The sequence below is a fragment of the Thiobacillus sp. genome, assembly GCF_018780105.1.
Lineage (GTDB): Bacteria > Pseudomonadota > Gammaproteobacteria > Burkholderiales > Thiobacillaceae > Thiobacillus.
In genome coordinates this window covers 45,554-59,565 of the sequence record NZ_JADMKC010000060.1, presented here as the reverse complement: position 1 = coordinate 59,565, position 14,012 = coordinate 45,554, and the positions used below count along the sequence as shown (strand labels likewise).

Here is a 14,012-nt window from a genome sequence, read left to right as displayed (position 1 = left end):
ATCTACCGCTACACCCTGGCCGGTACCGAAGTGTCCGCGCTGCTGGGCCGGATGCCGTCCGCGGTGGGCTACCAGCCGACGCTGGCCGACGAAATGGGCCGTCTGCAGGAGCGCATCACCTCCACCCGCACCGGTTCGATCACCTCCTTCCAGGCCGTTTACGTGCCTGCGGACGACTTGACCGACCCGTCGCCGGCGACCACCTTCGCCCACCTCGACGCTACCCTGGTGCTGTCGCGTCAGGTCGCCGAACTGGGTATTTACCCGGCCGTGGACCCGCTCGATTCGACTTCGCGGATTCTGGATCCGCAGGTTGTGGGCGAGGAGCACTACAACGTCGCCCGTGCGGTTCAGGGCACGTTGCAGAAATACAAGGAACTGCGCGACATCATCGCGATTCTGGGTATGGACGAACTGTCGCCGGAAGACAAACTGGCCGTGTCCCGCGCCCGTAAGATCCAGCGCTTCCTGTCGCAGCCTTTCTTCGTCGCAGAAGTGTTTACCGGCGCCCCTGGCAAATACGTCACGCTGAAGGAAACCATCGCCGGCTTCAAGGCGATTGTCGAAGGCGAATACGACCACCTGCCCGAGCAGGCGTTCTACATGGTCGGCGGCATCGAAGAAGCGGTCGAGAAGGCGAAGACGATTCAGTAAACAAGGGATCAGGGGTCGGGATTCAGGGAGATGGCGAGGCGTAGCCGCACCACCCCTGATCCCTGACCCCTGAATCCTGACCCCTCACGAGGTTTTAAAATGGCCATGACTATTCACGTCGACATCGTTAGTGCTGAAACGACGCTCTACTCCGGCAGCGCCGAAGTGGTGATCGCTCCCGGCCAGCGCGGCGAGCTCGGCATCTATCCGCGCCACACGCCCTTGTTGACCACGCTCAAACCCGGCTCGGTGCGCATCAAGGTGCCCAACCAGGCTGAAGAAGAGCTGATCTATGTGTCGGGCGGCATTCTGGAAGTGCAGCCCAATGTTGTCACGATCCTGTCCGACTCCGCGATTCGCGGCGCCGACCTGGACGAAGCCAAGGCGCTCGAAGCAATGCGCGCTGCGGAAGAGGCAATGAAAGACAAGGCGGCCCAGATCGACTATGCGCAAGCGCAGGTCGAACTGGCACAAGCCGTGGCCCAGCTGGCGGCGATCAAGAAACTGCGCAAGCTGACTTGATTGGCGACACCGGCGGTCAGAAAAAAGGCAACCCTGGGTTGCCTTTTTTTATGCCGGATAAGCGCTTGCAGTGAAAGCGCAGCGGAATGCTTCGGTGCCCGCGGAGTCAGTGCCCTGCATGATCCAGCGGCTTGCGCACATTGACGTCCACATCCCCGGCCTTGCCTTGCGGCGAAGCTGTTTGCGGTGCGCGGGTGGCTTCGGGCGGTGGGCTCACCTCGTGTGCCTGCGTACCGGCCGGCTGCTTGTACCAGCCGGGATCGGAGTAATCATCGGGCGCCTGCCAGCGCCGCACTCTTTCAGCAGGTTGAACATGACACCCATGCAGGTGGATCGGATGGTTGGTCATGGTGAGGTTGCCGATGCGGATGCGCACCGGGTCGTTCAGATGCACGTTGAGGCTGTCGATGCCGGGAAAGGCGCGGCTGTTTCCGGCCCACAGCTTGAAATCGAGCATCGTCATGATGCTAGGCGTGGGGCTGTCGGGCACGATATCGTTGGCATTGAGCCGAAAGTAGAAATCGCGGTCGTCGTGCGATATGCGGGTGCCTAGCCTTGGGGTGCGTGACCCAGAAACCCATCATGCCCATGGCCCTCTGGGTCTCGTCGGCGTGCGGGTGATATATGAAGGTACCCGGGCGCGGCGTGCGGTGAATTCGTAAACGAAGGTCTTGCCCGGGCTCCCGCCGGCTCAGGGACGACGCTTGCGCGGCTCGTAATGCACCACGGCGCGCATGATTTCCGAATAGGGGAAGGCCTCAGTGCCGCCGAAACGGCCGTTGGCCAGCAGCACGGTGGCGGCGATGTCGGTGTCGGTATCCGTTCCGGTATGGGCGGGTGCGTCTACCGTTTCGGCCAGTCCGCGTACACCGCCGCACTGGGCGCGGATTTCCTTGCCGAACGGCCAGGGTGCATCGGGGTTGATCTTGAGGGCGAACTGCGCGTTGTCGTGCAGTGCGCGGTAAAACGTCAGACAGTGTTCGCGTACCGCCGCATCGCCGCAGGCGATCGCTTCGCGCTCGGCCAGATTGAGCTTGCGTGAACGGCTGCAGCCGACGCAACGCGACAGCAGCGCGCGTTCGAACGGGCAGCTGTGCTCGATGTAGGCCTTGCGGGCCAGTTTGTAGGCATCTTCGTTGTATTCAGCCATGCTGGACTGTGTCCGGGTGCCGATTCGAGGCGTGGACGCGTGGGTGCTTACCAGTCGTCGCCCGACAGCGTTTTTTCCAGCTCGCGCTCGGCCGTCAGGGTTTCCTGCGCCGCGATTTCATTGTCGGCGAAGATCATTTTGTACTTGTCGCCGGTTTTGGGGTCGAGCGTCTTGCGCAGTGCGTTGGTCTGCGCCTTGGCTTCCTTGAAGGTCGCCCATTCGCCCTGCTTTTCGAGCACTTTGAACATGCCCAGGCGGAAAACGTAATACGGCATGGCCGCTCTCCTTGGTTTGATTAAGCTCAGCTCAACTTGCCGTGGCACTGCTTGAACTTCTTGCCCGAACCGCAGGGGCAAGGATCGTTGCGCCCGGCCCTGGAAAAGTCCAGTCCGGCGATTTCGGCTTCCGCGGCGGCGAAGTCCTGTGCCTCGTCGAAACCTGCGTGCTCGAACTGTACGTTGGACAGGGCGTCCTGCAGCTCGACCGCCTGCACATCCTCGGGTATGCGCACCTGCACGGTGGTGGTGGTCTGGGTGACTTCGGCCTTGATGCCGGTGAGCATGGCGGAAAACAGTTCGAAGGCTTCGCGCTTGTATTCCTGCTTGGGCTGCTTTTGCGCATAGCTGCGCAGGTGGATGCCCTGGCGCAGGTGATCCAGCGCCGACAGGTGCTCGCGCCAGTGGCTGTCCATGCTCTGCAGCATGACCGCGCGTTCGAACTGGCGCAGGCCATCTGCGCCGACGATGGCTTCCTTCTCGCGGTACAGTGCGTCGGCGGCTTCGCAGATCTTGGTGCGCAAGCCGTCTTCGTTCAGGGTCTTGTCGCCTTCCAGCCATTGCGTCAGCGGCAGGTCGAGGCTGAACTGCGCCGCCAGGGCCTTTTCCAGACCCGGCACGTCCCATTGTTCGTCCATGCTGCCCGGCGCGATGTGCAGGCTGATGGTTTCGTGCAGCACGTCGTCGCGCATGGCGCGGATGGTGTCGGCGATGTTATCGCTTGCCAGTACTTCGTTGCGCTGCTCGTAGATCACCTTGCGCTGGTCGTTCGACACGTCGTCGTATTCGAGCAGCTGCTTGCGGATGTCGAAGTTGCGCTGTTCCACCTTGCGCTGCGCGTTCTCGATCGCGCGGGTGACCCACGGATGTTCGATCGCCTCGCCCTCGGGCATTTTCAGGCGATCCATGATGGCGGCGACGCGGTCGGACGCAAAAATGCGCAGCAGCGGGTCTTCCAGCGACAGGAAAAAGCGGCTGGAGCCGGGGTCGCCCTGACGGCCGGAACGGCCGCGCAGCTGGTTGTCGACGCGGCGCGATTCGTGACGCTCGGTGCCGATGATGTGCAAGCCGCCCGAAGCCAGCACGGCGTCGTGGCGTGGCTGCCAGTCGGCCTTGAGCGCCGCGGTATGCGCATCCTTCTCGCTGTCGGACAGCGCCTCGTCGTTACGGATCGCGTCGATTTCTTTCTGGATGCTGCCGCCCAGCACGATGTCGGTGCCGCGGCCGGCCATGTTGGTGGCAATGGTGATGCCGCCCGGCATGCCTGCCTGCGCGATGACTTCGGCTTCGCGTGCGTGCTGCTTGGCGTTCAGTACGTTGTGCGGCAGACCGGCTTTCTTCAGCTCGGCCGACAGATGCTCGTTGGCCTCGATCGAGGTGGTGCCGACCAGCACCGGCTGGCCGTTGGCGTTGCGCGCACGGATGTCGTTGATCACCGCCTGGTCGCGCTCGGCAGCGGTACGGTAGACCTGGTCGTGCTCGTCCTTGCGGATCATCGGGTTGTGGGTCGGGATGACCACGGTTTCCAGGCCGTAGATGCTCTGGAACTCGAAGGCCTCGGTGTCGGCCGTGCCGGTCATGCCGGACAGTTTCTTGTAAATGCGGAAATAATTCTGGAAGGTGATCGAGGCCAGCGTCTGGTTTTCCTTCTGGATCGCCACGCCTTCCTTCGCTTCGACGGCCTGATGCAGGCCTTCCGACCAGCGGCGGCCGCTCATCAGGCGGCCGGTGAATTCGTCGACGATGATGACTTCGTCATTCTGAACCACGTAATGCTGATCGCGGAAAAACAGCGCGTGCGCACGCAAGGCGGCGTACACGTGATGCATCAGCATGATGTTGGCCGGCTCGTACAGGCTGCCGCCCTCGGGCAGCAGGCCCATTTCGGTCAGGACGGCTTCGACTTTTTCGTGTCCGGCCTCCGACAGCAGCACCTGGCGGGATTTCTCGTCGACCGAATAGTCGCCTTCGCTGTCTTCCTTGTCCTGCCGCACCAGGCGCGGCGGCACCAGATTGACTTGCTGGTAGAGCGCGGTGTTGTCTTCCGACTGCCCGGAGATGATCAGCGGCGTACGCGCCTCGTCGATCAGGATCGAGTCGACTTCGTCGATGATGCCGAAAGCCAGCGGACGCTGCACTTTTTCGCTCATCTGGTGGACCATGTTGTCGCGCAACAGGTCGAAGCCGTATTCGTTGTTGGTGCCGTAGGTGATGTCGGCGGCATACGCGGCCTGCTTGGCGTCGTGCGGCATTTGCGACAGATTCACCCCGGTGGTGAGGCCGAGGAAGCCGTAAATTCGCCCCATCGCCTCGGCGTCGCGGCTGGCGAGGTAGTCGTTCACCGTTACCACGTGTACGCCCTTGCCGGTCAGCGCGTTCAGGTAGGCGGGCAGGGTTGCCATCAGCGTTTTGCCCTCGCCGGTGCGCATTTCGGCGATCTTGCCGTCGTGCAATACCATGCCGCCGACCATCTGCACATCGAAATGGCGCATGCCCATCACCCGCTTCGAGGCCTCGCGCACCACCGCAAAGGCCTCGGGCAACAGCTTGTCGAGCGTTTCGTCCAGCTTGTCCGCGCCAGCCTGACTCAGCCGCGATTTGAACTCGGCGGTCTTGCCGGCCAGTTCGCTGTCGGACAATTGTTCCATCGCCGGCTCCAGCGCATTGATCGCTTTGACCTTTTGCAGGTATTGTTTGACCAGCCGGTCGTTGCGGCTACCGAAAACTTTTTTGAAAATGGATTGCAGCATGGGGAATCCGAAATGTCCGCAGGACGCGGTAAATCGTTCGATTTTAACATAGCGATCGCGGCTTCCTGCGACGTTCACGTGACACGTCCATGAGCTCAGCCAGCCTCGCCGATCTGCTTGCAAGCCAGTTGCCACCGGGGCTGGCCGTGCGCGCCCGGGTATTGCTCAATACCCAGGCGGCATTGGATCGCGCCTTGCCGGCGGCGCTGGCTGGCCACGTCCGCGTCATGCAGCTGGAAAGCAGCGTGTTGAGTGTCGCCTGCGACAGCGGGGCGGTTGCCAGCCGTCTGCGACAGCTGGCCGACGGCCTGGTGGTGGGCCTCGTCAAACGCGGCATCGCGGTGGCGTCCCTGCGCGTCAACGTCAACCCCGAGTTGATGGCGCGTTATGTCCATCCGGTGGAAAAAGCCGGTGTGCCACCCGCCGCGCTGGAGGGGCTGGCGCATCTGAATGCGGAAATCGAAGCCGGACCGCTTAAAGACGCGCTCGACAAGCTGTTACGGCATCACCGTTCGGCTTGAGAGGCTGAGCGCCCGGCTCAGGTCTGTTCCCACGGCAGCCCGTCGAACTTCCAGCCGTTGCGGGTGCAGCGGTGGCGCTGTTCATCCATGTCGCCCTCAAATCCGTGGGTGACGTTATAGACCTCGGGAAAACCGTATTTCTCAAGGTAGCGCCCGGCTTCCATCGAGCGTCGTCCGGAGCGGCAGATCAGCACCACCGGGCGATTGACCGAGGCCGCCTTGCGCGAGTGGCCAAGAAAATCGGGGTTCACGTCCCAGTCGGGGCCATCCTGCCAGGCAATGTGGATCGCGCCGACCGGGTGGCCTACAAACAGGTATTCGATTTCCGAGCGGCAGTCGATGAACACAGCTTCGGGGTGTGACTGCACAAAGGCATGGGCTTCTGCTGGATTGAGCTGTTTCATGTGCGGCTCCTTCAGGATCAGATTTACACCATAGCAGCGAGGCCGAGCGGTTTGAAACGTTGCGGCATAAAAAAACCCCGCACTGGCGGGGTTTTTCTTTGGCCGGATGACTTAAACCGCGGGGCGGCGGCTCGTCATGCGGGTCAGGCTCAGCAGTCCGGCGCCCAGCAGCAGCATGGTGCCGGGTTCGGGAACAGGGTTGTTGCCGCCGCCGCCGCAACCGCTGCCACCGGGGTTGTCGGTACAGGTGAGGCCCGAAACGGTTTTCAGCTTGAAGTAATCGTAGGTCGAGTCGGCGCCGGCGCCGTTGTAGGCGCCAATCAGCCAGTAGCTGGAGTAAATGCTGTTGGCGAAATCCTTGCTGTCGCCGTTGTTGTTGCTCTGGCTGGCTTCGTTGGAATGGCTGATCAGCGTCCAGCCATTGCTGGTGAGGTTGCCATAAGTCAGCCCGGCCACAGAGCCCACGCCTGCGCCGGTGTAGGCATAAACGGAGAAGTCGGAGTCGCCGGAGATCCAGCCGAAATAGCTGGAAGTGAGGTTGACCTTGTCGCCGGCAAAGCTGAACAGGATGGATTCCTGGCGGCCATCGTTGTCGATGGCGTGCTGCGGCGAGTTGGTGCTTTCGCTGTCGGCATGTTTTGCGCCTACGCCGCTGGTTCCTTGCGGGGTCAGATAGGCGCTGGCCAGTACGGTGTTGCTGCCGCCTGAGCCATTAGCGGTATTCGCCCATGCGGTTGCGGTGGCGGTCACGGGACCGACGGTGCTTTGCGCCGCACCAAATCCGGCCGGCTGTTCCAGCGTGCTGCCGGTGAAGGTCCAGGTCGTGGCACCGGCACTGCCGGCTGCGCACAGAGCGGCAGCGGCCAGCAGGCGGGAAAGGGATTGAATCCGCATCATTTTCATTTTTTACTCCTGAAGCTATAGGGTGAGTTGCTTAACAAGTAAGCAACATTGATACCAGAAACAAAAACCATCATTTAATCAACGCATTAACAAATACACGCCCATGCCGGCAAGGTTTTGTGTAAAAAAACCCGACAGTCTGGGGCGGTTAACGCTTGCCCAGTTTGACCAAAGCCGCGTTCAAGTGGGATTGGATTTCGCGATTGTCCGGCGCGCGCAACGCAGCTTCGCGCAGATAGCGCAGGCCCTTTTCGGCTTGTCCCTGTTGCACCAGGACCCATCCCAGGGTGTCGTTGACCTGCGGGACATTCGGCGCAAGGGCGCGGGCACGCTCGGCATGGCTGAGCGCGGCAGCCAGTTCGCGCTGCTGCAGCAGCACATTGGCCAGGTTGTTGTGGGCTCGGGCGTCGTTCGGATCGGTTTTCAGCAGTTCAGCGAACACGGCGCGCGCGCGCGGCCAGTCCTTGAGCAGCATATACGCTTCGCCGAGGGCATGCCGGGCGGTCCGGTCCTGCGGGTGCAGCTTGCTCCAGGACGCCATCAGGGCTGCGGCTTCGTTGATCTGGCTGGTGGCCAGCAGGGCGCGATACAGATTGAACAGGCTGTCGCTGCTGTTCTGGGCGGCATGGGCGATCTGGAAAGCCTGACGTGCTTCGGCGTAACGTTTTTGCTGCATCCGCAGTTCGCCCAGCAAACTCTGCGCCTGACTGCGGGCGTCGGGCCGGGCCATGAGTTCGGCAATGCGTTTGTCGGCTTCGGCCAGCTTGCCGGTTTGCAGGTCGATGCGGATCTGCAGTTCCAGCGCAGTCAGGGCACGCGGATCGGCCAGCAGAATCTTGCTCAGGGTGTAGCGGGCGGCTTCGGTATCGCCGATGCGCATCTGCTGGTTGGCGACGCGTCCCAGCCAGACGGGATCGAAGGTGGCGAGCTGGCTGATGCGGCGCAGGGAAACGCGCGCCAGTTCGGCATTGCCGACGGCAATTTGCGCCATGGCCAGCGTCATCAGGGTGTTGGGCTGGTCGGGCGCGATGGCCTGCGCTTCCTTGGCGGTGTTGAGCGCCAGTTGGGCGTTGCCCTGACGCAGATACAGGCTGCTCAGCGCCAGCAGGGGGCGCAGGTCGTTGGGTTGCAGGCTGCGGGCTTTTTCCAGCCAGCGGATGGCTTCATTAGGGCGGCCGGTGGTTTCTTCCAGGCGCGCCAGTTCGAGCATGGCACTGACGTGCGTGGGGTCGGCCTTGAGGACGCCGAGGTAGCGCGCGCGTGCGCGTGCGGGCTGTCCGTCGGCCTCGTCCAGCCGTGCCAGATTGAGCTGGGCGGCGTGGAATGCCGGATCGGCCTTGATGACGGCTTCGTAGGCGGCGCGCGCGCCCGCGCGATCGCCCGCCGCCAGTTTGGCCACGCCCAGCAGGTTGCGCGCAGACAGGTTGGCGGGCTCGCGCTTCAGCACCGCCTCCATCACGGCCACGGCTTTCTTCGGCTCGTTGCGCTTGAGGTAGGTGATCGCCAGCGGCGCGCCGGTCTGTTCCTGCCCAGGGTTCTTTTGATAGGCGCGTTGCAGGGCGGCAAAGCCGGCGTCCTGCTGGCCGCGTCCGATCAGGCTCAGGCCCAGGCCCAGCTGGACATTCGGGCTGTCTTTGGCCTGTGCGGCTTCCTGAAACAGGCTGGAGGCCTTGACGTGATTGCCTTTGCCCATGTGCGCCGAGCCGAGCATGGACAGGGTGTCGGCGTCGCCCGGCTGCGCCTTCAGGGCAGGCTCGAGCATGGCGATGGCGCGGTCGTATTGCTTTTCGGCCAGATAGATCGCGCCCAGCACCTTGCGGGCGCCGGCCTCGCGCGGGCGCTTCTTCAGATACTGCACCAGGTAGCCTTTGGCACGTTCGAATTCGTTCAGTGCGTAATACGAAAGACCGCCGAGCAACTGGAGTTGTTCGCGCGTGGCAATGAATTCCGGCGACAGCTGCGACAGCGTGCGGGTGGCTTCGATCAGCGCTTCGCGCCCGTTCTGGGTGTCGCCGCGCCGGCCGTAATAGAGCGCGCGCAGATAGGCGCCGCGCGGGTCATAGGCAAACCGCTTCTGCAGATAATCGAGATCGGTCTTGGCTTCGGCATCGCGCTTGAGGTCGAGCAGCAGCCCGGCGCGTGCCAGACGCGCTTCCAGATGGTCGGGCTGGAAGCTCAGCGCGCGCGTGTAATCCGCAACGGCCTGATTCAGGTTGCCGCTCAAATGCGCGATCGATGCCTGCATGTTCCAGGCATCGGCATCGCGCGGTGCCAGCTGCAGCGCGCGCGCCACGCTGGCGCTCGCCTCCTGCGGCCGCCCGGCGTTGAGATGGATGCGCGACTGCAGGGCCAGCGTGCGCGCCGCCCCGCCTGGCACCTGTTCGGCGAGCTGCGCCGTGCGCATGGCGGCGTCGAACTGGCTCAGCGCCATCTGCGACTGCGCGCGCAGCAGCAGGATTTCCAGGCGCTGGGCAGAGGGCAGGCCCTGGTCGCCAAATTTTTCGAGTAGCGCCTGATATTTGCCTTGGTCGAAATACGCTTTTGCCTGGAACGTCACGATGCTGGCGCGTGCCGCCCCCAGCCGCTCGGCGTCGGCGAACACCCGCTCCGCCGCGGCGAATTCACCGCGCCGCGCATAGGCCTGGCCCAGCAGCACCAGAGCCGGCAGCATGCGCGGGTCTTCCTTCAGCGCATTTTTAAGCTGGATGATGGCGCCGGCGTCGTCGTGGCGCTCGTAGCGGGTCAGGGCATTTTCGTAATAGCGCGAGGCATCCTCGGCGCGGTCGGCCAGTGCCAGCGGGGACAGGCACGAGCCGGCCAGCAGGCCAGCCAGGAGATAGGGTTTCAGCATGAAATCAGCGTCTCATTTGTATTGGATGCGGAATCGATGACGGATCGTTCGCTTCCGTCGGTACCCGATCTTTCGCAAGTTTTGTACCGGCGTGCACCCTATCCGCGCTGCCCGGCCCGTGTGGCCGGGGCGGCTGCTCCGGCAGGTCCGGGCAAGCCGGTCTGGCTGTCGAGAGTTGAACAGGTGTGACAGGAATTCAATAAAACGCGGCCGCGCAGCGGCACGCGCAAGCCGTCCGGGCATCGGGTTGCAGACCTTATATAATCCCGCGCTCCCCTCGCTTTCTCTGATCGCCATGTCCCGCCTTGCCCTGCTGCAATCCCTGCTTGCCCAACGCATCCTCGTGCTCGACGGCGCCATGGGAACGATGATCCAGTCGTACTCGCTCGGCGAGGCCGACTATCGCGGCACCCGCTTCGCCGATTTCGCGCACGACCTCAAAGGCAACAACGACCTGTTGTGCCTGACGCAGCCGCACATCATCAAGGAAATCCACGCCAAATACCTGGCGGCGGGCGCCGACATGCTGGAGACCAACAGCTTCAACGCCACTTCGATTTCCATGGCGGACTACCACATGGAATTCCTGGTGCCGGAGCTCAACTTCGCCGCCGCCCGCCTCGCACGCGAGGCCGCTGACGAGGCGACCGCGCTCAATCCGGACAAGCCGCGCTTCGTCGCCGGCGTGCTCGGCCCCACCTCGCGCACTGCCACGATTTCACCCGACGTCAACGACCCGGGCTTCCGCAACGTGACGTTCGACCAGTTGCGCGTGGCCTATCTGGAAGCGATCGACGGTCTGGTCAAGGGCGGCGCCGACATCCTGATGGTCGAGACGATCTTCGATACGCTCAACGCCAAGGCTGCTTTGTTCGCCATCGAGGAATACTTTGAAGCGAACGCCCTGCGCCTGCCGGTGATGATCTCCGGCACCATCACCGACGCCTCCGGCCGCACGCTTTCCGGCCAGACTGGCGAAGCGTTCTGGAACTCGGTGCGTCACGCCCGGCCTTTGTCCATCGGCCTCAACTGCGCGCTGGGCCCCGACCTGCTGCGCCAGTACGTCGCCGAGTTGTCGGCCAAGGCCGACGTGTTCATTTCCGCCCACCCGAATGCCGGCTTGCCGAACGCTTTCGGCGAATACGACATGGACGGCGCGGAAATGGCGGTGCATATCGGCGAATGGGCGCGTTCGGGCCTGTTGAACATCGTTGGCGGCTGCTGCGGCACGTCACCCGCGCACATCGCGGCGATTGCCAAGGCGGTCGAAGGCGTCGCGCCGCGGGTGCCGCCGGTGCTGGAACCGGCGATGCGCCTGTCGGGTCTGGAGCCGTTCAACGTCGGCAAGGACAGCCTGTTCGTCAACGTCGGCGAGCGCACCAACGTCACCGGCTCGCGCGCGTTTGCCAAGATGATCCTCGAAGGCCGCTACGACGACGCGCTGTCGGTGGCCCGCCAGCAGGTCGAAAACGGCGCGCAGGTGATCGACATCAACATGGATGAGGGCATGCTCGACGCCGAGGCGGCGATGGTGCGCTTCCTGCTGCTGATCGCGTCGGAGCCCGATATTTCCAAAGTGCCGATCATGCTCGACTCGTCGAAGTGGAGCGTGATCGAAGCCGGCCTGAAATGCATTCAGGGCAAGGGTATCGTCAACTCGATCTCGATGAAGGAAGGCGAAGCCGAATTCATCGAGCGCGCCAAACTGTGCCGGCGCTACGGCGCGGCGGTGATCGTGATGGCCTTCGACGAGACCGGCCAGGCCGACACCTACGCGCGCAAGACCGAAATCTGCGCCCGCGCCTACAAGTTGCTGACCGAAACGGTGGGCTTCCCGCCCGAGGACATCATTTTCGACCCGAATATTTTCGCGGTCGCCACCGGCATCGAGGAACACGCCAACTACGCGGTCGACTTCATCGAAGCCACCCGCTGGATCCGCCAGAACCTGCCGCACGCCCACATCTCCGGCGGCGTATCGAACGTGAGCTTCTCGTTCCGCGGCAATGACGGCGTGCGCGAGGCGATCCACACCGCCTTCCTCTACCACGCCATCGCGGCGGGCATGGACATGGGCATCGTCAACGCCGGGCAGCTCGGCGTGTACGCCAACCTCGACCCCGAGCTGCGCGAGCGCGTCGAAGACGTGTTGCTCAACCGGCGCGAGGATTCGACCGAGCGGCTGGTGACGTTCGCCGAAGGCGTGAAAAGCGGCGCGAAGGAAAACGTCGTCGACCTGGCCTGGCGGCAACTGCCGGTCAACGAGCGCCTGAGCCACGCGCTGGTGCAGGGCATTACCGAATTCATCGTCGAAGACACCGAAGCCGCGCGCCTCGAATGCGAGCGCCCGCTGCACGTCATCGAAGGCCCGCTGATGGCCGGCATGAACGTGGTCGGCGACCTCTTCGGCGCCGGCAAGATGTTCCTGCCGCAGGTGGTGAAATCGGCGCGCGTGATGAAGCAGGCCGTCGCCCATTTGCTGCCCTACATCGAAGCCGACAAGCAGGCCGGCGACGCGCAAAGCGCGGGCAAGATCATCATGGCCACGGTCAAGGGCGACGTGCACGACATCGGCAAGAACATCGTCGGCGTGGTGCTCGGCTGCAACGGCTACGACATCGTCGATCTCGGCGTGATGGTGCCGGCACAGAAGATTCTCGACGCCGCGCGCGAGCATAAGGCCGACATCATCGGGCTGTCCGGGCTGATTACGCCCTCGCTGGAGGAAATGGCACACGTCGCCAAAGAGATGCAGCGCCAGGGCTTTACGATTCCGCTGCTGATCGGCGGCGCGACGACCTCGCTCGCCCATACCGCGGTCAAGATCGAGCCGAACTACGAACACCCGGTGGTGTACGTGAAAGACGCCTCGCGCGCGGTCGGCGTCTGTACCCAGCTGCTGTCGAACGACTTGCGCGCCGCGTTTGCCGCCGAAGTGAAGGCCGATTACGCCGTCACCCGCGAGCGCCACCTCAAGCACAAGTCCGACACCGTGCGCTTGTCGATCAACGAAGCCCGCGCGCACAAATTTGCCATCGACTGGTCGGCCTACACCCCGCCCAAGCCAGCGCAGCCCGGCGTGCACGTGCTGAAAGCCTACGACCTGCAGAAGCTGGTCGGTGTCATCGACTGGACGCCGTTTTTCGCCTCGTGGGAACTGCACGGAAAATTCCCGAAGATTCTCGACGACGAAGTCGTCGGCGTCGAAGCGACCAAGCTCTACAACGACGCAAAAGCGATGCTGAAGAAGATGGTCGCCGAGAACTGGGTCGAAGCGCGCGCCGTATTCGGCCTGTTTCCCGCCAATGCGGTGAACGACGACGACATCGAGGTCTACGCCGACGAATCGCGCACCCAAACCCTGATGACCTGGCACAACCTGCGCCAGCAGATGAAAAAGCCCGAAGGCCGCGCCAACCTCTGTCTTGCGGATTTTGTCGCGCCCAAGGCAAGCGGCTTGAAAGATTACCTGGGCGCGTTTGTGGTGACCGCGGGCATCGGCGAAGACGAACGCGCCAAAGCCTTCGAGGCCGCCCAAGACGACTATTCCGCCATCCTGTTCAAATCGTTGTGCGACCGTCTCGCCGAAGCCTTCGCCGAGCACCTGCACCTGCGCGTACGCCTCGAATTCTGGGGCTATGCCAGCGAGGAAGCGCTCGCCAACGAAGATCTGATCGGTGAGAAATACCAGGGCATCCGCCCCGCCCCGGGTTACCCGGCCTGTCCCGAGCACAGCGAAAAAGCGGCCTTGTTCGAGGTGCTCGACGCAACGAATGCCATCGGCGTCGTGCTCACCGAAAACTACGCCATGTGGCCGGGCGCGGCGGTCTCGGGCTTCTACCTGTCGCACCCCGACAGCCAGTATTTTGCGGTGGCCAAACTGGAGAAAGATCAGGTCGAGGATTACGCGCGGCGCAAGGGCTGGGATCTGGCGACGGCGGAACGCTGGCTGGCGCCGAATCTGGCTTACTCCAGCTAAGCC

General features: G+C 63.3%; 9 protein-coding genes and 2 pseudogenes. 4 read left to right on the top strand and 7 right to left on the bottom strand.

Going from position 1 to position 14,012, the window contains the following annotated elements; all coding sequences use genetic code 11:
- A pseudogene (locus IV098_RS16120) lies at window positions 1-654 on the top strand (F0F1 ATP synthase subunit beta); the annotation flags it as partial.
- 99 nt (window positions 655-753) lie between these two features.
- Window positions 754-1,176, top strand: coding sequence for a F0F1 ATP synthase subunit epsilon (locus IV098_RS16115; protein WP_296890929.1), 423 nt, complete (start codon window positions 754-756; stop codon window positions 1,174-1,176).
- A gap of 106 nt (window positions 1,177-1,282) precedes the next feature.
- On the opposite strand, the pseudogene IV098_RS16110 reads toward IV098_RS16115, so the two are convergent.
- From IV098_RS16110 to secA, 4 genes and pseudogenes are all read right to left on the bottom strand, one after another.
- A pseudogene (locus IV098_RS16110) lies at window positions 1,283-1,855 on the bottom strand (multicopper oxidase domain-containing protein); the annotation flags it as partial.
- Window positions 1,856-1,867: 12 nt separating this feature from the next.
- Window positions 1,868-2,326 carry a hypothetical protein gene (locus IV098_RS16105; RefSeq protein WP_296890928.1) on the bottom strand — a complete coding sequence of 153 codons (459 nt, stop codon included), beginning with the start codon at window positions 2,324-2,326 and terminating at the stop codon, window positions 1,868-1,870.
- A 47-nt stretch (window positions 2,327-2,373) separates the two neighbouring features.
- Window positions 2,374-2,601 carry a hypothetical protein gene (locus IV098_RS16100; RefSeq protein WP_296890926.1) on the bottom strand — a complete coding sequence of 76 codons (228 nt, stop codon included), beginning with the start codon at window positions 2,599-2,601 and terminating at the stop codon, window positions 2,374-2,376.
- Window positions 2,602-2,627: 26 nt separating this feature from the next.
- Window positions 2,628-5,351 (bottom strand): preprotein translocase subunit SecA, encoded by a 2,724-nt coding sequence (secA, locus tag IV098_RS16095; RefSeq protein WP_296890924.1) that lies wholly within the window; start codon window positions 5,349-5,351, stop codon window positions 2,628-2,630.
- Window positions 5,352-5,440: 89 nt separating this feature from the next.
- On the opposite strand from secA, the gene IV098_RS16090 reads away from it, so the two are divergent.
- Entirely contained in the window at window positions 5,441-5,872 is a 432-nt protein-coding gene (locus IV098_RS16090) for a DciA family protein (protein WP_296890922.1), read from the top strand.
- Between the two features lie 17 nt (window positions 5,873-5,889).
- On the opposite strand, the gene IV098_RS16085 is transcribed toward IV098_RS16090, so the two are convergent.
- The 3 genes from IV098_RS16085 to prsT all read right to left on the bottom strand — a co-directional run bounded on the left by IV098_RS16085 (window position 5,890) and on the right by prsT (window position 10,030).
- Window positions 5,890-6,276, bottom strand: coding sequence for a rhodanese-like domain-containing protein (locus tag IV098_RS16085; protein WP_296890920.1), 387 nt, complete (start codon window positions 6,274-6,276; stop codon window positions 5,890-5,892).
- 111 nt (window positions 6,277-6,387) lie between these two features.
- A complete protein-coding gene (xdp1, locus tag IV098_RS16080; protein WP_296890918.1) occupies window positions 6,388-7,179 on the bottom strand; it encodes an exosortase-dependent surface protein XDP1 in 792 nt (263 codons plus the stop codon).
- Window positions 7,180-7,327: 148 nt separating this feature from the next.
- Window positions 7,328-10,030 carry an XrtA/PEP-CTERM system TPR-repeat protein PrsT gene (gene prsT / locus IV098_RS16075; RefSeq protein ID WP_296890916.1) on the bottom strand — a complete coding sequence of 901 codons (2,703 nt, stop codon included), beginning with the start codon at window positions 10,028-10,030 and terminating at the stop codon, window positions 7,328-7,330.
- A gap of 295 nt (window positions 10,031-10,325) precedes the next feature.
- On the opposite strand from prsT, the gene metH reads away from it, so the two are divergent.
- A complete protein-coding gene (gene metH, locus IV098_RS16070) occupies window positions 10,326-14,009 on the top strand; it encodes a methionine synthase (protein ID WP_296890914.1) in 3,684 nt (1,227 codons plus the stop codon).
- Window positions 14,010-14,012: the final 3 nt, after the last annotated feature.